The sequence below is a fragment of the Lysinibacillus sp. NPDC097162 genome, assembly GCF_044762185.1.
In the GTDB taxonomy this organism is placed as follows: Bacteria; Bacillota; Bacilli; order Bacillales_A; family Planococcaceae; genus Lysinibacillus.
The window spans coordinates 1843916-1865592 of sequence record NZ_JBIWDT010000001.1 but is presented as its reverse complement, the minus strand read 5'-3'; the positions used below and the strand labels follow the sequence as shown (position 1 = coordinate 1865592).

Below are 21677 nucleotides of genomic sequence, written 5' to 3'. Positions count from 1 at the left end.
ATCATATAGAGCAATTGGAGGCGCATTTCGTATGGCAAATAAAAAAGTAGTATTAGCATACTCAGGCGGTCTTGATACTTCTGTAGCAATTCCGTGGTTAAAAGAACAAGGTTGGGACGTAATTGCAGTTTGTCTAGACGTTGGTGAAGGTAAAGATCTTGAATTTGTAAAAAATAAAGCACTTCAAGTTGGTGCAATTGAATCTTATATGGTAGATGCAAAGGATGAATTTGCTGAACAATATGCACTTATTTCGTTACAGGCGCATACTTGGTACGAACAAAAATACCCATTAGTATCAGCACTATCCCGTCCTTTAATTTCTAAAAAATTAGTGGAAATCGCAAACGAAGTGGGTGCGGACGCAGTAGCTCACGGTTGCACAGGTAAAGGAAATGACCAAGTTCGTTTCGAAGTTTCAATTAAAGCATTAAATCCAGACTTAGAAGTTTTAGCACCTGTACGTGAGTGGGGCTGGAGCCGTGATGAAGAAATCGAATATGCAATGCAACATAATGTTCCGATTCCTGCAACATTAGATTCACCATTCTCGATTGACCAAAACTTATGGGGTCGTGCAAATGAAGCGGGCGTAATGGAGGATCCTTGGGTATCACCACCAGAAGAAGCTTATGGCTTAACAGTTTCTGTAGAAAACGCACCAAATGAAGCTGAATATGTAGAAATCGAATTCATTGCTGGTAAACCAGTGTCATTAAACGGTAAAGAAATGAAGCTTGCTGATTTAATTCAAGAACTGAATGCAATAGCAGGTGCGCACGGTGTTGGCCGTATCGACCATGTTGAAAACCGTTTAGTTGGGATTAAATCTCGTGAAGTGTACGAAATTCCAGGTGCAAAAGTACTTTTAACTGCGCATAAGGAGCTTGAAGACTTAACGCTTGTGAAAGAATTAGCACACTTTAAACCAGTTATTGAGAAAAAATTATCAGAACTAATTTATGATGGTTTATGGTTCTCTCCTTTACGTGATGCATTACAAGCATTCCTTGCAGAATCACAACAATATGTAAATGGAACTGTACGTGTGAAACTTTATAAAGGTCATGCGATTGTAGAAGGACGTAAATCACCAAATTCACTATACAATGAAAAATTAGCAACATACTCTAAAGAAGACCAATTCAATCACGCATCAGCTGTAGGCTTCATCGAATTATGGGGTCTGCCAACAGTGGTTAACTCTTCAGTTAATAAAAAATAATTATTACATTAGGGTGTAGTGTAGCATGGACGCTGTACTGCACCTTTTCGATAAGAAATGTAGAAAAAGGTGAGCTGTTATGACAAAACTTTGGGGCGGACGTTTCCAAAAATCAGCAGAAGCATGGGTTGATGAGTTTGGCGCATCGATTGGCTTTGACCAACAACTTGTTTTGGAAGACCTAGAAGGTAGTGTCGCACATGTCACGATGCTTGGTGCTACAGGAATTTTACCAGCAGCTGATGTAGAAGCGATTCTTGGCGGTCTTGCACAATTACAAGAAAAAGCAATCGCAGGTGAGCTAGAATTTACTGTTGCGAATGAAGATATTCACTTAAACCTTGAAAAAATGCTAATTGATTGCATCGGACCAGTTGGAGGTAAACTTCATACAGGTCGTAGTCGTAATGACCAAGTAGCAACAGATATGCATATTTTCTTGAAAAAACGTGTAAAGGAAGCAATCGATTTAATCGAGACATTCCAAAAAACGTTAATAGAAAAAGCTGAGGAGCATGTTGAAACAATTGCGCCAGGCTATACGCATTTACAACGAGCGCAACCGATTTCTTTTGCACATCATTTAATGGCCTATTTTTGGATGCTTGAGCGCGATAAACAACGTTTTACAGAATCCATGAAACGCATTGATATATTACCACTAGGTGCTGGTGCGATGGCAGGGACAACCTTCCCGATTGACCGTCTAAAATCAGCAGAGCTACTTGGCTTTAGTGACGTATATGCAAATTCTATGGATGCGGTAAGTGACCGTGATTTTATCGTCGAGTTTTTAAGTAATTCATCATTGTTAATGGCGCATTTATCTCGTTTTGCCGAAGAAATTATTTTATGGTCAACAGATGAATTTAAATTTATCGAATTGGATGATGCCTTCTCAACAGGGTCTTCCATTATGCCACAAAAGAAAAATCCCGATATGGCAGAGCTAATTCGCGGAAAAACGGGTCGTGTCTACGGTAACCTTATGGGCTTACTAACTGTACTAAAAGGAACACCGTTAACTTACAACAAGGATATGCAAGAAGACAAAGAAGGTATGTTCGATACAGTGCATACGATTCTTGGATCTTTAAAAATCTTTGAAGGTATGGTGCGCACGATGACAGTAAATACAGAGCGTTTGCACAAGGCAGTACACTCTGACTTCTCAAATGCGACGGAATTGGCAGACTACCTTGCGACGAAAGGGATGCCATTCCGTGAAGCACATGAAGTAACAGGTAAATTAGTCTTTACATGTATTCAAAAGGGCATTTATTTATTAGATTTACCAATTGAAGACATGAAAAAAGAAAGTGAGCTTATCGAAGAAGATATTTATGATGTATTGGCACCTGAAGCAGCTGTACGTCGTAGACATTCACTAGGTGGTACAGGTTTCGATCAAGTCACTATTCAAATCGAGAAAGCAAAAGCTTGTCTTTCTTAACTATTTTGCGTGCACGTCCTAAGTGACATTTGCATAGATATTCATTAAAGCTGTCCAGTGAGGCACTATGAAAACCTTATTATTCCTTTTTCGGTGGAGCCAGAGGGTGAAACTAAAAAGAGTACCTGACATAAGTGAAGGACAATCCCCAATTTTCGGAGACGCGAAATTGGGGTTTTTGTATAGGAAATATATACTATTCTAAATGGGAGGAATGTTCGTTGACGGATCGTTTTACAAAGGGGTTAGAAACGATAAAGCAATATGTCACGGAAGAAGAGGCAGCTCGCATGGTCAACGCCGATGCACTAGCTGATATAGCACCTGATTTGCGCAAAATGATTATCGAGTTCGCCTATGGAGATGTTTATTCACGGCCAGGTCTTGATGCTAAAAGCCGTGCACTTGTCGTAATAACAGCGGTTGTTACACAAGGTGCCGTGCCTCAAACGAAAACACATATTACACGTGGTTTGCATGCAGGGTTAACACCTACAGAAATTGTAGAAGCCCTTTTACAATTAGTGCCCTATATTGGTTTTCCACGTGTGCAAAACGCGTTAACGGTTGCCCAGCAAGTATTTCAGGACATGCAATTAAGTGTCGAATAGTACAATCTAATATGAGGCTTAGTATGACCGATTGCTTCGAAATTAGACTTTTGTTTAAATTGCATTATAGTCGAAATGAAAAAAATTTTTGAATAACATGTATAGATTTTTGCAAAGTGTCCCATACTGTTAAAGGATACACTTAATCATCGAAATTGATGAGGAGGATGCATAATGAGTAGTTCAAGTTCAACACCAGTAGACAATGAATCTCAGGAAAGTCCGCCACAGCTGAATAAGGTTGATACTTCACATATCTTAAGGGTTAGGTAATGAGAGAATTCTCTGTGTTACTGTATCTTAGGATGAAGTAGAAACCACAACTGTACAATCAAATAGAAGGTATAAGTGTCCATGGCCCAGAATTTTTCTGGGTCTTTTTTGTTTTTAGTTGATTTTGCAACGACAACTGTTATACTCTGAATATGACAGATGGAGGACTACAAATCCTTATTTGGAAAATCTTTAACGCTTTGAGCATTTACATACATATGAAACAGTAGCGACGAACGGTCCTGAATATTCAGGATAATACTTATGCAATCGCTATTTTTTATAAGGAGGGACTTTTATGAAAAAACTAGTTGTATTATTATGCTGTATCGCAATATTATTAGTTGCCTGTTCACAAAAAGAAAAGGCAACAAAGGTGGACACGAAAAAGGAGGGGCAAGTTATGAATGAACAACTAATCGGAAAATGGGCAGGCGATATTGAAATTCCAAATGGCTCGCTACCAATTATTGTAGATTTACAAAAAGAAGGTGGTTCTTTATCTGTTCCTTCGCAAGGCTTAAGTAATTATCCTTTTAAAAGCGTAACGTATGATGAGAATGAAGTACAAATTAGCATTAACTTAAATGGTTCTCTTATTGAGGTGATTGGAACGTTAAAAGGAGAGCAAATCGAAGCAACGTTTAATCAAAATGGTGGAAAATTCCGTTTGCTATTAAAACCGTATGTAGAACAACCTGCAGAGCCAGTATCCTATGAAACATTCACAGTTCCTGTAAAGGATGGCGATTTAACAGTAGCACTTCAAAAGAGTAGTAAGGAGCCGTCACCAGTCGTCCTCATTATTGCTGGTTCTGGACCGACCGATAAAGATGGTAATTCAGCAATTGCTGGAAAAAATAATAGCTTGAAAATGCTTGCTGAAGGATTAGCGCAAGAAGGTGTTGCAAGTGTGCGATACGATAAACGAGGCATCGGAGATAATACGTCTTTGTTAACGAAAGAGGATGATATCTCTATCGATTTATATGTTGACGATGCAGTTCAAATACTCAAGGCACTTTCAGCAAATAAGGACTATTCAAGTGTCCATGTTATTGGCCATAGTGAAGGTTCTTTAATAGGCATGCTCGCTGCACAAAAAGCCGATGTGGAATCATTTGTTTCAATAGCAGGTGCAGGTAGAGCTGCTGATACATTACTGCTAGAGCAATTAACAGGACAATTAACACCTGCCCTAACAACTGAGGCAACAACAATTCTTGCAACACTCAAAAAAGGAGAGCAAGTGAAAAATGTCTCTCCTGAGCTACAAGCATTATTTAGACCTTCTGTGCAGCCATATATGATATCTTGGCTTAAATATAATCCAGCTAATGAGCTTCAAAAAGTTAAAGGTCGCGTTTTAATTATTCAAGGAACAACAGATATCCAAGTGAAAGCTACAGACGCAGAAGCATTAAAGCAAGGCAATGAAAAAGCGGAGCTTATTTATATGGATGGCATGAACCATATTCTTAAAAACGCACCTGAGAATCGAGAGGAGAATATAGCTACCTATGCAGATCCAACATTACCATTGCATACGAACTTATTACCTGCGATTCATAAATTTATCGTAAATGACTAGCAGTATGACGCAAACTTCTAGTATGTTGTTAGTCGCGGTTGCTCTTTAAAAATTTCGTTGCGAGCCACAACATTGGAGGAAAAATTATCGTGGAAGCCATTGTATGTTTGATTATTATGATTCCATTTTTAATATTTGCAATTGTTTTATCGCAAGGCAAAGGAGCATTTTTACTTGCAGGCTTTAACACAATGGCTCAAAGTGAAAAAGAGACCTATAATGAAAAAGCACTTGCTAAATTTATGGGCAAAATCATGTATGGATACTGTTTTTGTATACTATTATGGGCACTCGATGGGGTATTCCAATCCGAATGGCTCTTTATCGTTAGTCTCCTCCTATTTATAGTGCTCACTGTATTTACACTCATATTTGTAAACACAGCAAATCGCTTTAAAAAGTAAAGGATTAAGAAACGTTCACAACATAAGTGCGACTCTCGTTACATGAGCGTCGCACTTTGTTCTATTATGCTATTCACAACAACTTTTTCTCAAAACAAAAACATTCATGAACCCTAGTATAGCGATTCTTTATCATCTCCTTTTCCTTTCCTACATAGTGCGCAAATGCTTGAACGGGGTATAATTCTTGTATTTCGGATGTTAACGTTGGCTTCATTTCCTTTTCACCTTCAATAAATACGTGTAAATAGGAATCTACAATTGAAAACTTATTGTTTATGTACCAATTGTTTACCCACTTATCATCTCTTGTCCAAGCTTCCAAACGGTTTAATTTTTTTCTTTCGCTCTTTTTTCAGCAGCTTGCAATAGTTGATGACCGACTCCCATTTTTTGATAGTCAGGATGAACAGCAATGTGCCAAATCATTCCTCCCAACCCATCGCCTCGAGAACAAACAGTTTGCGCTTACACTTCGTATTCAACATCTATTAAACCAATGACTTGATGATCCTTAATTGCTACTAATTCAATGGCTGGGTTAGCATATGTTTCCTTTTTCTGAAGAACATTGTCAAAATAAGCAGTATTTAAAAATGATAACACCCTACAACGAACCCAACCTATTTCATCTTCTAATTGATACGCTCTAATTTCCATAAGTTCCTCCTAATTGAATTAATATACATATTATACTAAATATTTTGTTAGGGAATTGAAACAGAAATCCGATGAATTCTTATAATTTACCTTTCAACTATTAAATTTCTCACTGCTACAATCTATTTCTTGTGGTATTTTTGATATGAAAAATAAAAAATTTCCATTTAATTTTTGTGGAGGGAAAGGTTTTGAACATAATTAAAAAGGTTTTATGGCAAAATAAGATAAGAAATTTGCTTCGAAGAGGGCATATCGTTATTATTTTTATCATTAGTTTATGTATTTTTATTCCGACAATTTTTATCGAATATCAGCAAACAATTAACCATCAAAAAGAAGAAATGACCAATTACTTAGATGCTCAAACCTATTTTTTTGAAAGCTGGTTAAAGGAGCGTTCCGAGGATATACATACAATAACAAATTTAGCTTTTGTTAAAGGCTATCAGTATGAACAAACGCAAGCATTTTTTCAAGAATATAAAAAACAAACTGTTTTTACTGATTTAGTCTTTGTTAACAAAGAAGGAATAGTACAGTTCGATACAGTGACAGAATATCAACATAACGGGATTGGCATTGATGTAAAAAATCGTGAGTATTTCCAAGTCGCCCAAAAAACGAAGCAACAATATATTACAGATGTATTAATTAGTAAAGTCACAAAGGAGCCAATCATTGCTTTCGCATCGCCTATACTTGATGAGCAACAACAATTTAATGGTGTTGTTTTTGGCACTGTAAATTTTAATACTGTTGATTTGCTTTTAAATGAATCAAGAGTGGGTTTTAGGGGACATGCTTATATAGTCAATCAAGATGGAACTTTGTTAACAGAATTAGTTTCCAATAAGAAAGAAGTGGCTTCAGCTAGTCAAAACATATTGTCGCAAAACTATAACATTGATGAACGAATTTTGACGATTGCTCAATCTAATCAAACGCAATCACCAATAAACTCCTATAAGGACGCAAACGGCGAATGGGTGTTAGCAAAAAGTAAGCCAATTAATCAAGGCAAATGGTATTTTATTTCTGAAGTCAATTTATTGGAAGCGTATACACCTTTAATTAAAAGATTTGGTTTGTTAGCGATTTGTATTTTAGTAGGCACATTTTTAACCATAAAAGTTATGTTAATGATAACGAAAAAGATAGAAGAGCCGATTCAGCAGTTACTAAAAGGTGTTGGTAAGGTGGAGCAAGGTCATTACGATTATAAAATTAATGAAAAACAGTTAGCACCGTATGCCAAAGAGTTTCAGGAGCTTTGTTCATCTTTTAATGAGATGAGCGCGAAAGTGAAAGAAGATACGATATTACTTAAGGAGTTATCTGTTACTTGCCAACTCACGAAACTATATAATCGCCGTTATTTAATTGAGCAGGGCGAGCATGTTTTTCAAGACTGTAAAAACAATGAGCAACATTGTTCTTGTATAGCGATTGATATCGATTTTTTTAAAAAAGTTAATGATACATATGGGCATCTGACTGGTGATGAGGTACTAAAGCATGTTGCAAAGATTATTAAAGAATCCGTACGAATAAAAGATATCACTACGAGATATGGTGGCGAGGAATTTGTAATTTTATCTCCAGCGACGACGTTGGAAAGTGCTGTGAAAATAGCAGAAAGAATAAGAAAAAATGTTGAAGAGTATCCTTTTACTATAGGTGAACAGTTTATTCCTATGACAGTGAGTGTTGGTATTGCGGAATTTTCTGATAATAAGGACATTTCAACCTTTTACGATTTGATTGATAAGGCAGATCAGGCACTTTACATTGCTAAGGAAAGTGGTAGAAATATGCTAAGAGTATATGATGGTGCAAATAACTTCGTTATGCGGTAACGGTGTAAGGCATATAAAATTTTCACAATAGCGGCTATGTACGTGTAGTATTTTAAAAAATGGTCATACTAACATGGATTCACTTATGAAGTCTATAATGATGAGGAGGATGTAAAATGAGTAGGCCTGAACAACTAGACCCGAAATCTCAAAAAATCCACCGTAACTGGACAAGGATTAAGCGTTCGAAATCTCAAGTAAATGGTGAAACGGAGATTACTCTCCATAACCGTATCTTGAGAAGTGAAGCGAAAGCCCGACAGTTTTAATCATGCTAGAAGCAATAAGTGTTATCAAGCTCAGATATTTTATATCTGGGCTTTTTTGTATTTTATTTTAAGAAAATTAGTAAATATCCAAGTAATTGATTTATAGTAAAATATAAGAAATAAGGAATTTAGAAGGAGAAATGGAAATGGATAATCAAATGAACATTCGTGTTGCGCGTCTTGCTGATGCAAAAAAAATGCTTGAAATCCAACAAGAAGTTTTAGCGGAAGAACTATTTTTAATTACGACAACTGAAGAATATCAGCAAACGATCGAAGGACAACAAGCATGGATAAAGTCGAAATTAGCAAATGACCATGAAACAATTTTAATTGCAGAACACAATGATGAAGTCGTTGGCTGGCTAGTATTTCAGTCGCCAAATCGAAAACGTTTAGCCCATACTGGTAGTTTTGGCATGATGGTTCGAAAAGATTATCGAGGGCAAGGAATTGGTAAACGTTTAATAGGGGAATTACTGACATGGGCGGTTGCCAATCCAGTAATTGAAAAAGTTTGCTTAGGTGTATTTTCAACAAATATAGGCGCCATTGCTCTTTATCGAAAAATGGGCTTTATAGAAGAAGGTAGAAAGATTAAGGAAATTAAAGTAAGGGATAATGAGTATGTTGATGATGTGTTAATGTACAAAATGGTTTAAATTCATAAGAGAAATTTTATAAAACGTTTGAATAGGGAGAGGGATTTTCTATGAAAATTTATCAGTTCTCAAAGGATAGTGGCAATGCAATTAACAATTACAACTCACTTTATTCATTTTATACTAAAATAATGAAAACAGTAGAGCCAACAAATATTGGTTTTATATACATAGAAGCGGGTGGTGTAGTTGGATTACATGAAGCACCAGTACCACAGCTATTCATTGTTATTCAAGGAGAAGGATGGGTCTGTGGAAAAGACAGGGAGAAATTACTTGTAAAACAAGGGGAGGGAATTCTTTGGCAAGAGGGAGAAGCACATGAGTCAGGAAGTGACAATGGGTTAACAGCCCTCGTTATTCAATCTACGCAAATTGATTTGCTTGAATAAAACGAGCAAATAACGGAGTGCAAGCGACTCCGTTATTTTTTTGCTAACACAAGCTCCAACCGTAACGTTTTTAAAATATGCCCATCAAATAAATCATCGAATTCTTCAACATATTGGAAGTTTTTTGACTTGTAGAATTGATTTCCAATTGTATTGTCCTTCTCAACACATACAGTTAGTGAAGTTATCCTGCGTGATTTTTGAATCCCACTTTCTAATAGAGCTGAGCCGATGCCTTTGTTTTGGACATCTGGAAGTAAATAAATAGCGAATAGCTCTGCTTGTCCATCGTCATTAACAGTTGAAAAATTAGCAAAGCCAACAAGTGATTCATCTAACTCGGCAACTAAAAATGGGCTCGTTTGAAGACGAGTTATTAAACGTTCTTCGCTATAGGCAGCTTCCAGAAAACGACTCTGAATATGCATCGGAATGATTGCTTCATATGTTACACCCCAACTTGTTTTGGCAATTTCTTGTACAAAAGGGATGTCTTCTTCTTTCATTTGTCGTATAATGAGTGTCAACACTTATCACCTACAATTTCAATAATTTCTATATATTGTAACATTTAATTCAACAGAAGGGGGATGAATGAATGCAAGTTTTGGAAAAAGCATTTGGGTATATTACAAGGGAATGCGAGGGGCGAATTCAAGTGCTTGTATTTGAACAAAATACAGCTGGAGCTGGTATCCAAATTCCAAAGGGGACAGTTGAAGAAGGAGAAACACCTCTTGAAGCAGTAATACGAGAGATGGCGGAGGAAACAGGTTTAACAAATTTAGAAGTAAAAGGCTTAATCGCACATGATTATGCCGAACATTATTCAGGAGCCTTACAAAAACGTTATTTTTACCATTTAATATCAAATGATCCACGTCCGACGTGGCAACACAATCCGACAGGCGTAAACGAAAGTAACTTACAATTTACATTTTATTGGATTGAAGATAAAGATGCCGTTGTATTAGCAAAAGGACATGGCGATTATTTATATCGGATTTTTGGAAGTGTTATGAATGAACGTTAAAATCCCCCTTCGTTAGATGAAGGGATTTTTATTATAAAGACAAAGGAGCTACTAGTCGAAGATGAAAAGGAGGAAGGAATTTTGACGCTTTATTATGAAGAACATGGAGACAAAAATGCACCACTTATCGTGTTTTTACATGGGGGAGGTGTCAGTGGCTGGATGTGGGAAAAACAAATAATATATTTTGCCCAACATTATCATTGTATAGTTCCTGATTTACCTGGACATGGAAAAAATAGTGAAGATACATATTTTTCAATAAAACAAGCTGCGCAGAAAATAATTGATCTTATAGAACAGGTTTCTCATAATCGAAAAATAACGATTATCGGTTTTTCATTAGGAGCTCAAATTATTGTGAAATTGCTAAGTATGAGACCCAATTTAATTGATATGGCTGTCATAAATAGCGCTTTAGTGAGGCCGATGCCTGCTTTAAAAAAATGGATTGCCCCTACAATAAAACTCACTTCTCCACTTATTTCAAATCGAACATTTTCAAAAATTCAAGCTAAAACGCTTTATATCCCTAAAGAAAAGTTTGCGCAATATTATGAAGAAAGCTGTCGCATGTCACAACGAACGTTAACAACTGTACTTACGGAAAATTTATCATTCTTAATCCCAGAAAACTTTAAAGATGTAAAAACTTCAATGCTTGTGCTTGTTGGGAATAATGAAAAATCAATCATGAAAAAATCTGCAAATGACTTGGTGAAAAGTAATGCTAATTGTAAAGGAATGGTAGTAGCCGATATTGGACATGGTATTTCATTAGCGAATCCAGCTCTTTTTAATGAAATAATAGACAATTGGCTTAGTGCCAGTCACCTAAACAATTCTGAATTTTCTTCAGGCTGTTAAATTTTGATTAACAACGTAAAAACCCACTTAACTCCCGCGGATTACACGTTGGCCGCAGGAAAGCGAAGTGGGTTTGAAGTGCCAGTCACTCAAACAATTCTGACATTTTAAGCTTTTGCAGCAATTTCTAATGCTTGGGCAAAGTCAGCAATTAGATCATCAACATGCTCCAGGCCTACTGAAAATCGTAATAGGCCATCTGTAATACCACGTTTTGAACGTTCTTCAGGCTCCATCGCAGCATGGCTCATTTTAGCTGGGTAGGAAAGAATGGATTCCACACCACCAAGAGATACAGCAAAAACAGGGATTTTCATAGCTTCCACTAATGCTTTCGCTGCTACATAGTGAGGTAGGCGGAAGGACAATACAGCTCCTGGACTTGTACATTGGCTTTGATGAATTTCGTAACCAGGATGTGATGCAAGACCTGGATAGTATACTTGTTCAACGAGTGGGTTATCATCTAAAAACTGCGCAATCTTTTGTGCTGATGCCGCAGAACGACTAAAGCGCACATCCGTTGTTTTCATATTTTGCAGTAATGTGAAGCAATCCTGTACACCTAAAATATTCCCAAAAGAATTTTGGATAAAATAAAGGTCGTTTCCTAGTTGCTCATCAGCTGTAACTGTAAGTCCTGCAATAATATCAGAGTGCCCAGATAAAAATTTCGTTGCACTATGGATTACAACATCTACACCTAAGTCAAGTGGACGTTGATGTAATGGTGTCATAAACGTATTATCTAAAAACGTTAAGCATTGATATTGTTTAGCTATCGAAACTACGCCGCGAATATCTGTAATCCCTAACGTTGGATTTGATGGTGTCTCCATATAAAGAAGCTTTGTCGCAGGCGTAATGGCTGCTTCAATTGCCGCTAAATCTGAAAAATCAACGAATGTATGAGAGATACCAAAACGAGGTAATACTTTCGAAACAAAGCGATATGTGCCACCATAAACGTCTTCAGTAATCACGATGTGATCACCTTGAGATAATAGCATTAATGCTGCGGAAACAGCTGCAATTCCTGAAGAGAAGGCGTGCGCTCGAACGCCACCTTCAAGCTCTGCAACGGCTTTCTCTAATGCATCACGTGTTGGGTTACCAGAACGTGCATAGTCATACTCGCCGAACTCATCAATGCTCTCTTGATGAAATGTTGAAGATACATACATAGGAACGTTTACTGCCCCTTTTTTATTTTCATAGCCATCACGCACACCTGCGTGGATAAGGGCTGTTTCAATATGTTGCTTCATTTTTTATGCCTCTTTTCTCAGCGTATCAAACACTTGTTTTAAATCTGCAATTAAGTCTTCAGCTTCTTCAATGCCGACAGAGAAGCGTAGTAATCGATCGCATACACCGCGTTCTACACGTTCTTCGTAAGGCATATCGGCATGTGTTTGTGTGGCAGGATATGTGATAAAGCTCTCAACGCCACCAAGGCTTTCTGCAAAAATAATTAACTTTAAGTTTCGGAGGAATGGGTCAATCCATTCAGGCTTTTGAAGTCGGAATGACAGCATACCACCTTTGCCTGTATAAAGTACGTCTGTCACAAGTTCTTCTTCTTCTAAAAAAGCTGCTATTGCCTTCGCATTTGCATCATGTTGTTTTAAGCGAAGATGCAACGTTTTTAATCCACGAATCAATAACCAAGAATCCATCGCACCTAATACCATTCCACTACCATTATGAATATAGCCAATACGTTCTGACAGCTCAACGCCTTTTGAGACAACTAGACCAGCTAAAACATCATTATGGCCACCAATATACTTTGTCGCAGAATGTAACACAATATCGGCACCTAATTCGATTGGTCGTTGGAAATATGGCGTGTAAAATGTATTATCAACGATTAACAATGCACCGTGTTTATGTGCAAGCTCAGCATACACTTTGAGATCAAATTCCTGCATAAGTGGATTTGTTGGTGTTTCGATAAAGAGGGCACGCGTATTTTCATTAATTAAAGCCTCTACTTGCTCAACAGACTCAAATTTTGAATAGATCGGTTTAATATTGTATGTTTCATTAAAAAAGTTAAAAAGTCGATATGTACCACCATACAAATCATCCGGTACGATTAATTCATCACCAGGCTTAAACAGAGACATAACAAGTTGAATCGCAGCCATACCTGAACTACAGGCAAAGCCAGCGTCGCCACCTTCTAAATCAGCAATTCCTGCCTCTAAAATGGCACGTGTTGGATTTTTTGTACGTGCATAGTCAAAACCTGTAGATTCACCAATACCTGCATGTTTATAAGCAGTCGATAAATGAATTGGAGGGCTGACAGCGCCAGTACTCGGGTCACTTAAATTTCCTAGCTGTACAAGTTTTGTTTCAATAGTTCTATTGTTTGTCATATCGTCACTCTTTTCTTCATCAATAATATAGAAAGAGCCCAATTAGGACTCTATTTCTTAATAGAATAATTTGATTAGTATCTTCAATATTCTCTATAATTGTTACCAATTTAACATGTATAGTACAGAAGGACAAGATGATTTCAGAAAATTACATAGATTATTGAAATTAAATCATGTAGGAATAGTAGGGGATTAATTGCCGAGGATGGAACTGTAAGCACATACAAAAAGGCTATAGAGTATTCGAATTTAACGAATTGCTCTATAGCCTTGTTTATTAAGCTTGTTGTTTTTTTAATAAATCGCGAATTTCTTTTAAAAGTTCCTCTTTTGCATCGAGCTCTGGTGTAGGCTCCTCTACAACCGTTTCCTCTTTTTTTCTAGTAAATTTAGTCATCAGACGCAAAGCTAAAAAAATGGCAAAAGCAATAATTAAAAAGTCAACGATGGACTGTAAAAATACGCCAAGCTTGACTTGGGCTGTACCTGAACCAAACATAAAGCTTTTTGTTAAATCAATGCCACCCGTTAAAACACCAACTAATGGCATAATAATATTTTCTACTAAAGATGTAACAATTTTACCGAAAGCACCACCAATTACAACTGCAATCGCTAAATCAATGATGTTACCTTTCATAGCAAATTCCTTAAAGTCTTTCCACATAAAAAAATCCTCCTACTAATATCCATTAAAACAATCGAATTGTATTTTACTATATTTGCCTCATTATAACAAAGTAAAAATAAAAATAGAAAAAATCTACAACATAAAACGGTAAATTTGGTAATATGGAAGTAGACAAAGAATGATTAGGTGTGACATATGGCGAAAAAAAAACAAAAGAAACCACTGCTATCACCAACTGTAAAGATGGGGATGATAGCTTTATTAATCCCTGTAGCGATTACTGTGTATGTACTCGCCTTTTTTGCGTGGAGGGAACTTCAAACATTTCCTATCTTTGAAAAACTTGCGCAACAAAAGGCAATTGAAGAAATACAGCAAAATTTTGATATGAACATTCCAGAGCAATATATTCCCGTATATGTTGCGGCTGAAGAAAAATATGGAGTGCCTTGGACATTGTTAGCAGCCCATCATCGCATTGAAACGCGATTTTCCTCCATGAAATCTCTTGTATCACCGGCTGGTGCTGTAGGTCATATGCAATTTATGCCCTGCACATTTGTAGGCTGGAAGCATCCAACTTGCTCTGGACTGGGCAAGGGCAATATTTCAAAAGCAGAACTAATGGATCCAGCTATAATAAAAAAATATGGTGGCTACGGAGTCGATGCAAATGGTGATGGCATCGCCGATCCATATGATATTGAAGATGCAGTGTTTAGTGCAGCAAATTATTTATCAAAGTATGGTGCTGCTAAAGGTGATGTAAAACGGGCAGTTTTTAATTATAATCATAGCGAGGAATACGTTAGCAATGTGTTACATTACTATAATTTGTATAATGATTACCATGATGAATTAAAAACAGCAGTTCTTATGAATTCAAAATAACGAAAAGAGCCATTCTTTAGAATGGCTCTTTTGTACATAATTAGGCTGCTTTACGCATACCCTTTAAAATAAGACTTACAATGAAGATAAGTACGATTGCACCGATTAATGCTGGGAATACATAAAAATCACTAACTCTCCAACCCCAATTTCCTAAAACCATACTACCTATCCAAGAACCGACAATCCCGGCAATAATGTTACCAATAATGCCTCCAGGAACATCTTTTCCTAAAATGACTCCAGCTAACCAACCTAAAATTCCTCCGATAATTAAAAACCAAATGAAACTAATCAAAATTATCCATCTCCTTAAAGTTAAGATATAATGGCATTTCTATAATGGCATTACTTAGTTATATCCTTTTTGGAGATAATTAAACCTAAACAGCTTCTTTTTTTATGATTTCATTATATTATTTCACAACGTTTGCACCTAATGTATGTTCAAAATGACGTAAAGCCCAATGATGACCAGCTGCGTCAAAGCTAGCTACAGCATTTGCATAAATAACTGTAGAAATGCCCAAATTATAAGCATCTACAGCAGTATGCAAAATGCAAATATCTGTGCAAACACCCACTAAATGAATTTCCTCTATGCCACGTTCTTTTAGTAAAATGGCTAAATTTGTTCCTGCAAACGCACTATAGCGTGTTTTATCAAGCCACATTACTTTTTCTTTATGCAAGTCATAAACTTTACCAACATGTCCGTATAGATTGCGCCCAAGCGTGCCCCGAATATTATGAGGAGGAAAAAGCTTTGTTTCGGGATGAAACGAATCGTTTTCTTCATGTAAGTCATTAGCAAAGACCACTAAATTTTTCTCAGCAATAAATTGCTCTATTAATGTGGCAATGGGCGTATCTAGTAATTGTCCGGGTTCTCCACAAGATAGTTTGCCGTCCGCCGCTACAAAATCATTTGTGTAATCAATGACAAGTAATGCTTTTTTCAAAATTTTCTCCACTCCTTTAGGCATGATTTCACTCTTTATCATGCCATATTTGGTTTTGGTTGTCAGAAAAATAGTCATATTTTAATATTAAGAATAGTTTGAAAATTGAAGAATGTGAGCGTATAATGTGAAAAAAGGAGAGGTGATAGTTTATGAATATGTCTGTTATGAAACGTTTAGATCGCCAAGGATTCTTAATCGCTGCGTTACATTTAGTAGTGGTGTTAAATTTAGCTGCGGAGTTTTTATTTGCTTCGTAATTAAAAATACAATAGAAAGGTGAGTACAATGCTTGACCTATACTAAAACAACCGTGAAGGCAATTTCGTCGTAGTCCACGGTTGTTTTTTGTTGTCTCTATATATTGTAAAGCTAGAATGCAAGACCCATGACAAGCTCGGTTGGTATTGCAAGTAGAAAGTAGACAAGCATTTTATTTTAAAAGGTGAATTTTTCTATCTATTGTCAAATATATAAAGCATATGGGGGGATTTGATGACTACAAGATTTCAGCAAGCATTCAATGGGCTAGAGCGACCATTTGCATGGCTTGACTTTGACGCACTAGATGAAAATATTAAAAAAGTTCAACAAGCATGCGGGCAAAAAAAAATCCGCGTTGCCACAAAATCAATCCGTTCGGTAGAGGTGCTGCATTATGTACAGCAAAACCTTTCAAACGTAGCAGGCTTCATGACTTTTACTGCAGCAGAAACATTATTTTTACTTGAACAACATTTTGATGATGTTCTTCTTGGCTATCCAATTATGGAAGAAATAGCAGTTCGACAGCTGTTACAGTTTGTGAAAGAAGGAAGAACGATCACATTTATGGTTGATAGACTTGAACATGTAGCATTTTTAGAGAAAATTGGATCGGAGCTTGATATTAAAGTATCTATTTGTATTGATATCAATTTATCGACAGATTTTAAAGTGCTCTATTTTGGAACGAAGCGATCCTCTCTCCATTCGTTGGAGTCGATAACACCATTCTTATTATATATAAAAGAGCAATCGCACATAGAAGTTGTAGGTGTCATGGGCTATGAAGCGCAAATAGCGGGTGTAGGTAATCGTCCTGCAAATGCTATAAAAGGTAGATTAATAGATTTAATGCAAACACAAGCAAAAAAGCAAGTTACACAGTTTCGTAGATTAGCAGTTGCGCATATTAAAGCATATTTTCCAAAATTACGCTTTGTCAATGGTGGTGGGACAGGAAGTATGACGTATACGGCTGAGCAGAAAGAAGTGACGGAAATCACAGTTGGCTCAGCATTTTATGCACCAGCACTTTTTGATCAGTTTTCCCATTTGCAACTTGCCAAAGCAGCAGGTTTTGCACTCCGTGTTACGCGAAAACCGGCAAATTATATTGTTGTTTGTCATGGTGGTGGCTATCCAGCATCTGGAGCGATGGCAGTTGATCGATATCCAGCATTTTATGAGCCTGCTTATTTTTCATTTCTCAGTTTAGAAGGGGCAGGAGAGGTGCAGACACCTATTAAAGTGAAAGGTAAAACTATCGCAATTGGTGACACCATTTATTTTCGTCATGCAAAAGCCGGGGAGCTATGCGAAAGATTTCAAACACTACATGGAATAAGGGGAGACCAATACGTAGGTAGCTTTGCAACATATAGGGGGGATGGCCAATGTTTTCTATAGAAAAGTGGAAAAGTGGAGAAAAATGGACGAATTGGGCAGGTAATATTATTTCTTATCCAAGTGAGATGTATTTGCCTCGTTCTATAGAAGAAGTCGTAAACGTAGTGAAGCATGCGCGTGATACAAAGAAAACGATTCGTGTCACAGGTGCAGCTCATTCTTTTAGTGCTGTTGCAATGCCAGAGCATATTGCACTTTCATTACATAATATGCGAGGGCTCATCTCGATTGATGCGGAAAAACAAGAGGCGACATTATGGGCAGGAACATATTTATATGAAATTGGTCCACAGCTCGCAAAACACGGTTTTGGTCTCATTAATATGGGCGATATTCAAGAACAAACAATTGCTGGTGCAGTATCCACAGGTACACATGGGACAGGTGTGACGTTAGGTTCGCTATCGTCGGCAGTGACACGCTGGTGTTTTGTCGATGGGAATGGAACATATCACGAACATGATAGAGATGCTGATGAATTATCCGAGACACTGCATGTCTCACTCGGCATGCTTGGTGTACTTGTAAAGGTAACAATTAAAGTGTTACCGCTATATGGCTTACATTATATTGGGTCTAGGGATACATTAACAAATGGGCTTGCGACATTCGCCAATGATATACGACAGCATCGTCATGTGGAGTGGTTTTACTTCCCAGGCAGTGAGACGATTCAAATTAAACGGATGAATGCAATGGCTCCTGTCTATCAGAGTCAATGGAGTAAGGTCGTAGAAAATATAAAACTTCAAATAGTAGAAAATGGTGCGTTTTTTGCCATTTCGGAATTATGTAAGTGGAAGCCAACCTTAAGTAGTGCGATGAGCAAATTAGCTGCGGCAAATGTGGTGGAGGCAGAGAAGATAGGTATAAGCTATGAAATTTTTCCCTCTCCTCGCAGTGTAAAATTCCAAGAAAGCGAGTACGCGATAGCTTTACCGCAATTTGAAGCATGTATAGAAGAGATTCATGCAACGTTTAAAAAAGGACATTTGAACGTGCATTTTCCACTGGAATGCCGAACAACAGCTGGCGAATCCGGTTATTTAAGTCCAACGCAGGGACAGGAATCAGCGTTTATTGCATTTCATATGTATAAAGGAATGTCAGAGGAGCCTTATTTTAAATGGATCCATTACCTAATGCAAAAGTATCAGGGACGGCCACATTGGGGAAAACAAAGTCATTTAACAGCTTCACATGTCCAGGCATTGTATCCAAATATAGATAAATTTTTAGCAGTTCGTGCACAATATGATCCTGATAAAGTATTTCTCACACATTACCTAGAACAATTATTCATATTATAAAATTTCGAATTAATCGTAAATTTACTCGTCAAAAGGGATGGAAAACAATAAGTACTTTTACAATTAATTCATACTGAATATTGTTTATTATAAAAAAATTAAAATTTGAACGAAATGTCAAAATATTTATCAATTCGAGATAAAAGTGATGCTTAATCAGCATGTAAACGATTTCATATTTAGCAGAGTATTTGAATTTTTTAAACAATTCAAAAAACACTGTTGACTTAGTATAGTTATTCGTACTATGATAACAACAATTTAATACGTTCGTTACAACAATTAGCTGCCAACAAAGGCAATATGCTAAGGCAAAAACAAAATAGACAGAACATTTTGTATATATCAACGAACATAGCAATAAATGAGGGGCGTTTAATATGAGAAGTGACATGATTAAAGTAGGCGTAGATCGTGCGCCACATCGAAGTCTTTTATATGCAACAGGCAAAGTAAAAGCAAAAGATTTAGGGAAACCATTTATTGGGGTTTGTAACTCTTATATTGACATTATTCCAGGTCATGTTCATTTACGTACATTTGCTGATGTAGTGAAAGAAGCAATAATTGAAGCGGGTGGTATTCCATTCGAATTTAATACAATCGGTGTTGATGATGGTATTGCAATGGGGCATATTGGTATGCGTTACTCCTTACCTAGCCGTGAAATTATAGCAGATTCAGCAGAAACAGTTATTAATGCACACTGGTTTGATGGAGTATTTTACATTCCAAACTGTGACAAAATCACACCAGGGATGTTAATGGCAGCGGTCCGTACAAACGTACCATCGATTTTTGTATCTGGTGGCCCAATGGAGGCGGGAACATCTGCTACAGGAAAACAGCTTTCTTTAACTTCAGTTTTTGAAGGTGTAGGGGCTCATAAATCAGGCAATATGTCAGCTGAAGAGCTGTTAGATATTGAAAATAATGCATGTCCAACATGTGGATCATGTTCAGGGATGTTCACAGCGAACTCTATGAACTGTTTAATGGAAATGCTAGGTGTAGCACTTCCAGGCAACGGAACAATCGTTGCTACTTCTGAGGAACGACATAAACTTATTAAGGAAGCCGCTAAACAACTAGTGCGAATGGTTAAAGAAGACGTTAAGCCGCGTGACATTATTACAAAAGAAGCAATTGACGATGCATTTGCACTAGATATGGCAATGGGTGGTTCCACTAATACGGTTCTACATACATTAGCAATTGCCAATGAAGCTGAAATTGACTATAACATTGAAGATATTAATAAAGTTGCAGAGCGAGTACCGTATTTAGCGAAAATTATGCCAGCTTCAGATGTTTCTATGGATGATATTAATAAAGCAGGTGGTGTAAGTGCCATCATCAATGAATTAACATCTATTCCAGGTGCTATTCATCCAAATCGTCCTACTGTTGCAGGTGTAACAATGGGTGAACTAGTAAAAGATTATGAGATTACGAATGATCAAGTCATTCGTACAAAAGACAATCCTTATAGTCCAGTCGGTGGTTTATCGGTGTTATTTGGCAATATTGCACCAGATGGCTCAGTTATTAAAGTTGGTGCTGTAGATCCTTCTATTAAAGTATTTACAGGGGAAGCTATTGTCTTCGAATCACAAGAGGCAGCACAAGAAAATATTGATAACGGTAATGTTAAGGAAGGCCATGTAGTCGTCATTCGTTATGAAGGACCAAAAGGTGGCCCAGGGATGCCTGAAATGTTAGCACCAACATCAGCAATTCAAGGTCGTGGTCTTGGTACCAAGGTGGCGTTAATTACTGATGGTCGATTCTCAGGTGCATCTCGCGGTATTTCAATAGGGCATATTTCGCCGGAAGCAGCAGAAGGCGGTCCAATCGCTTTAGTTGAAAATGGTGACATTATTACAATTGATTTACCGAATCGTACAATCAATTTAGAAGTATCCGATGAAGTATTAGCAGAACGTCGTGCTAAACTGCCGATTTTTGAACCGAAAATCAAACGTGGCTGGTTAGCAAGGTATTCAAAATTAGTGACAAGTGCATCAACTGGTGGCGTTATGAAGATTTAGTATTAAAAAATAAATAAGTTAAAACGTTGATGAGGTTAAAGGTTCTAGAGCCTTGTATCTACCAGAGAGCCGGTCATGCTGGAAGCCGGCGATACAACTAGATCCGACATCCCCTCGGAGTGAACTATTAAACGCGTGATCGCCATTAGATAGTTCCGGGCATAATCGAAGTGCTCGTTATTAATGAATAAATGATTTATGACACCGTATTGGATGTAAGTTTACTTACATTGGTGCATAAATGCTTTCATTTATTCGCGAGGTAGCAATTTTTATTGCTATAAACAAGGGTGGTACCATGAAAAGTCTTTTTCATCCCTACGCAAGGTAGTTATTTGCGTTCGGAGAAAAGGGCTTTTTATTTTTTTTCAAAAAGAACAGTATATTCTATTTTATGTTTTCCAGCATAAATTGCTTAACCTTTTCGACGTTAAATCATTAAAGTGTTCATTAACTAGAACAGGTAGTCGTA

21 protein-coding genes and 1 pseudogene are annotated in these 21677 nt (G+C 37.1%); 15 read left to right on the top strand and 7 right to left on the bottom strand.

Annotation, left to right across the window (positions count from 1 at the left end; translation table 11 throughout):
• Positions 1-31: 31 nt before the first annotated feature.
• From ACIQXW_RS09490 to ACIQXW_RS09470, 5 genes are all read left to right on the top strand, one after another.
• Positions 32-1225 carry an argininosuccinate synthase gene (locus tag ACIQXW_RS09490; protein ID WP_401017358.1) on the top strand — a complete coding sequence of 398 codons (1194 nt, stop codon included), beginning with the start codon at positions 32-34 and terminating at the stop codon, positions 1223-1225.
• Between the two features lie 79 nt (positions 1226-1304).
• The gene (gene argH / locus ACIQXW_RS09485; RefSeq protein WP_401017356.1) at positions 1305-2678 is read left to right on the top strand and encodes an argininosuccinate lyase; all 1374 of its coding nucleotides are present in this window, start codon (positions 1305-1307) and stop codon (positions 2676-2678) included.
• Positions 2679-2899: 221 nt separating this feature from the next.
• Positions 2900-3289, top strand: a complete 390-nt coding sequence (locus ACIQXW_RS09480) for a carboxymuconolactone decarboxylase family protein (protein ID WP_402761481.1) — start codon at positions 2900-2902, stop codon at positions 3287-3289.
• A 571-nt stretch (positions 3290-3860) separates the two neighbouring features.
• The gene (locus ACIQXW_RS09475) at positions 3861-5153 is read left to right on the top strand and encodes an alpha/beta hydrolase (protein ID WP_402761478.1); all 1293 of its coding nucleotides are present in this window, start codon (positions 3861-3863) and stop codon (positions 5151-5153) included.
• Between the two features lie 89 nt (positions 5154-5242).
• Positions 5243-5557: a DUF3784 domain-containing protein gene (locus ACIQXW_RS09470; RefSeq protein ID WP_402761475.1), complete on the top strand. Its 315-nt coding sequence runs from the start codon at positions 5243-5245 to the stop codon at positions 5555-5557.
• A 73-nt stretch (positions 5558-5630) separates the two neighbouring features.
• Here ACIQXW_RS09470 and ACIQXW_RS09465 read toward each other — a convergent pair.
• A pseudogene (locus tag ACIQXW_RS09465) lies at positions 5631-6217 on the bottom strand (GNAT family N-acetyltransferase).
• A 191-nt stretch (positions 6218-6408) separates the two neighbouring features.
• Here ACIQXW_RS09465 and ACIQXW_RS09460 point away from each other — a divergent pair.
• From ACIQXW_RS09460 to ACIQXW_RS09445, 4 genes are all read left to right on the top strand, one after another.
• Positions 6409-8076 carry a sensor domain-containing diguanylate cyclase gene (locus ACIQXW_RS09460; protein WP_402761473.1) on the top strand — a complete coding sequence of 556 codons (1668 nt, stop codon included), beginning with the start codon at positions 6409-6411 and terminating at the stop codon, positions 8074-8076.
• A gap of 116 nt (positions 8077-8192) precedes the next feature.
• Entirely contained in the window at positions 8193-8345 is a 153-nt protein-coding gene (locus tag ACIQXW_RS09455) for a YpzG family protein (RefSeq protein ID WP_069513162.1), read from the top strand.
• A 140-nt stretch (positions 8346-8485) separates the two neighbouring features.
• Positions 8486-9007, top strand: coding sequence for a GNAT family N-acetyltransferase (locus tag ACIQXW_RS09450; protein ID WP_402761470.1), 522 nt, complete (start codon positions 8486-8488; stop codon positions 9005-9007).
• A 50-nt stretch (positions 9008-9057) separates the two neighbouring features.
• The gene (locus tag ACIQXW_RS09445; RefSeq protein WP_340824006.1) at positions 9058-9399 is read left to right on the top strand and encodes a cupin domain-containing protein; all 342 of its coding nucleotides are present in this window, start codon (positions 9058-9060) and stop codon (positions 9397-9399) included.
• A 32-nt stretch (positions 9400-9431) separates the two neighbouring features.
• Here ACIQXW_RS09445 and ACIQXW_RS09440 read toward each other — a convergent pair whose 3' ends face one another.
• Positions 9432-9926 (bottom strand): GNAT family N-acetyltransferase, encoded by a 495-nt coding sequence (locus ACIQXW_RS09440; protein WP_402761467.1) that lies wholly within the window; start codon positions 9924-9926, stop codon positions 9432-9434.
• Positions 9927-9997: 71 nt separating this feature from the next.
• Between ACIQXW_RS09440 and ACIQXW_RS09435 the strand changes: the two genes are divergently transcribed.
• Both ACIQXW_RS09435 and ACIQXW_RS09430 read left to right on the top strand, forming a co-directional pair.
• Positions 9998-10432 carry an NUDIX hydrolase gene (locus ACIQXW_RS09435; RefSeq protein ID WP_402761464.1) on the top strand — a complete coding sequence of 145 codons (435 nt, stop codon included), beginning with the start codon at positions 9998-10000 and terminating at the stop codon, positions 10430-10432.
• 81 nt (positions 10433-10513) lie between these two features.
• Positions 10514-11299, top strand: a complete 786-nt coding sequence (locus ACIQXW_RS09430; RefSeq protein WP_402761461.1) for an alpha/beta fold hydrolase — start codon at positions 10514-10516, stop codon at positions 11297-11299.
• A gap of 107 nt (positions 11300-11406) precedes the next feature.
• Here the strand turns inward: ACIQXW_RS09430 and ACIQXW_RS09425 are convergent, their stop codons facing one another.
• The 3 genes from ACIQXW_RS09425 to mscL form a co-directional block, all read right to left on the bottom strand.
• The gene (locus ACIQXW_RS09425) at positions 11407-12567 is read right to left on the bottom strand and encodes an aminotransferase class I/II-fold pyridoxal phosphate-dependent enzyme (RefSeq protein WP_402761458.1); all 1161 of its coding nucleotides are present in this window, start codon (positions 12565-12567) and stop codon (positions 11407-11409) included.
• A 3-nt stretch (positions 12568-12570) separates the two neighbouring features.
• A complete protein-coding gene (locus tag ACIQXW_RS09420) occupies positions 12571-13686 on the bottom strand; it encodes a methionine biosynthesis PLP-dependent protein (protein WP_340824011.1) in 1116 nt (371 codons plus the stop codon).
• A gap of 280 nt (positions 13687-13966) precedes the next feature.
• Positions 13967-14356 carry a large conductance mechanosensitive channel protein MscL gene (gene mscL / locus ACIQXW_RS09415; RefSeq protein WP_402761455.1) on the bottom strand — a complete coding sequence of 130 codons (390 nt, stop codon included), beginning with the start codon at positions 14354-14356 and terminating at the stop codon, positions 13967-13969.
• A 159-nt stretch (positions 14357-14515) separates the two neighbouring features.
• Between mscL and ACIQXW_RS09410 the strand changes: the two genes are divergently transcribed.
• Positions 14516-15211: a lytic transglycosylase domain-containing protein gene (locus tag ACIQXW_RS09410; RefSeq protein WP_402761452.1), complete on the top strand. Its 696-nt coding sequence runs from the start codon at positions 14516-14518 to the stop codon at positions 15209-15211.
• 40 nt (positions 15212-15251) lie between these two features.
• Here ACIQXW_RS09410 and ACIQXW_RS09405 read toward each other — a convergent pair whose 3' ends face one another.
• Positions 15252-15509, bottom strand: coding sequence for a GlsB/YeaQ/YmgE family stress response membrane protein (locus ACIQXW_RS09405; protein WP_340824015.1), 258 nt, complete (start codon positions 15507-15509; stop codon positions 15252-15254).
• Positions 15510-15627: 118 nt separating this feature from the next.
• On the bottom strand, positions 15628-16173 hold the full coding sequence (locus ACIQXW_RS09400; protein ID WP_401017335.1) for a cysteine hydrolase family protein: 546 nt from the start codon (positions 16171-16173) through the stop codon (positions 15628-15630).
• Positions 16174-16668: 495 nt separating this feature from the next.
• Between ACIQXW_RS09400 and ACIQXW_RS09395 the strand changes: the two genes are divergently transcribed.
• The 3 genes from ACIQXW_RS09395 (at position 16669) to ilvD (ending at position 21205) form a co-directional block, all read left to right on the top strand.
• Complete coding sequence (locus ACIQXW_RS09395; RefSeq protein WP_402761449.1) at positions 16669-17844, top strand: amino acid deaminase/aldolase; 1176 nt, start codon at positions 16669-16671, stop codon at positions 17842-17844.
• Positions 17832-19154 carry a D-arabinono-1,4-lactone oxidase gene (locus ACIQXW_RS09390; protein WP_402761446.1) on the top strand — a complete coding sequence of 441 codons (1323 nt, stop codon included), beginning with the start codon at positions 17832-17834 and terminating at the stop codon, positions 19152-19154. The genes ACIQXW_RS09395 and ACIQXW_RS09390 overlap by 13 nt, the downstream gene beginning before the upstream one ends.
• 380 nt (positions 19155-19534) lie before the next feature.
• A complete protein-coding gene (gene ilvD / locus ACIQXW_RS09385; protein WP_340824021.1) occupies positions 19535-21205 on the top strand; it encodes a dihydroxy-acid dehydratase in 1671 nt (556 codons plus the stop codon).
• Positions 21206-21677 lie beyond the last annotated feature (472 nt).

Bases quoted from the DNA above. Each gene is read 5' to 3' on its own strand.
- ACIQXW_RS09390 (WP_402761446.1), top strand. From the start codon at position 17,832: ATGTTTTCTATAGAAAAGTGGAAAAGTGGAGAAAAATGGACGAATTGG.
- ilvD (WP_340824021.1), top strand. From the start codon at position 19,535: ATGAGAAGTGACATGATTAAAGTAGGCGTAGATCGTGCGCCACATCGA.
- ACIQXW_RS09445 (WP_340824006.1), top strand. From the start codon at position 9,058: ATGAAAATTTATCAGTTCTCAAAGGATAGTGGCAATGCAATTAACAAT.
- ACIQXW_RS09435 (WP_402761464.1), top strand. From the start codon at position 9,998: ATGCAAGTTTTGGAAAAAGCATTTGGGTATATTACAAGGGAATGCGAG.
- ACIQXW_RS09450 (WP_402761470.1), top strand. From the start codon at position 8,486: ATGGAAATGGATAATCAAATGAACATTCGTGTTGCGCGTCTTGCTGAT.
- ACIQXW_RS09420 (WP_340824011.1), bottom strand. From the start codon at position 13,686: ATGACAAACAATAGAACTATTGAAACAAAACTTGTACAGCTAGGAAAT.
- ACIQXW_RS09425 (WP_402761458.1), bottom strand. From the start codon at position 12,567: ATGAAGCAACATATTGAAACAGCCCTTATCCACGCAGGTGTGCGTGAT.
- ACIQXW_RS09410 (WP_402761452.1), top strand. From the start codon at position 14,516: ATGGCGAAAAAAAAACAAAAGAAACCACTGCTATCACCAACTGTAAAG.
- ACIQXW_RS09475 (WP_402761478.1), top strand. From the start codon at position 3,861: ATGAAAAAACTAGTTGTATTATTATGCTGTATCGCAATATTATTAGTT.
- ACIQXW_RS09455 (WP_069513162.1), top strand. From the start codon at position 8,193: ATGAGTAGGCCTGAACAACTAGACCCGAAATCTCAAAAAATCCACCGT.
- ACIQXW_RS09490 (WP_401017358.1), top strand. From the start codon at position 32: ATGGCAAATAAAAAAGTAGTATTAGCATACTCAGGCGGTCTTGATACT.
- ACIQXW_RS09395 (WP_402761449.1), top strand. From the start codon at position 16,669: ATGACTACAAGATTTCAGCAAGCATTCAATGGGCTAGAGCGACCATTT.
- argH (WP_401017356.1), top strand. From the start codon at position 1,305: ATGACAAAACTTTGGGGCGGACGTTTCCAAAAATCAGCAGAAGCATGG.
- mscL (WP_402761455.1), bottom strand. From the start codon at position 14,356: ATGTGGAAAGACTTTAAGGAATTTGCTATGAAAGGTAACATCATTGAT.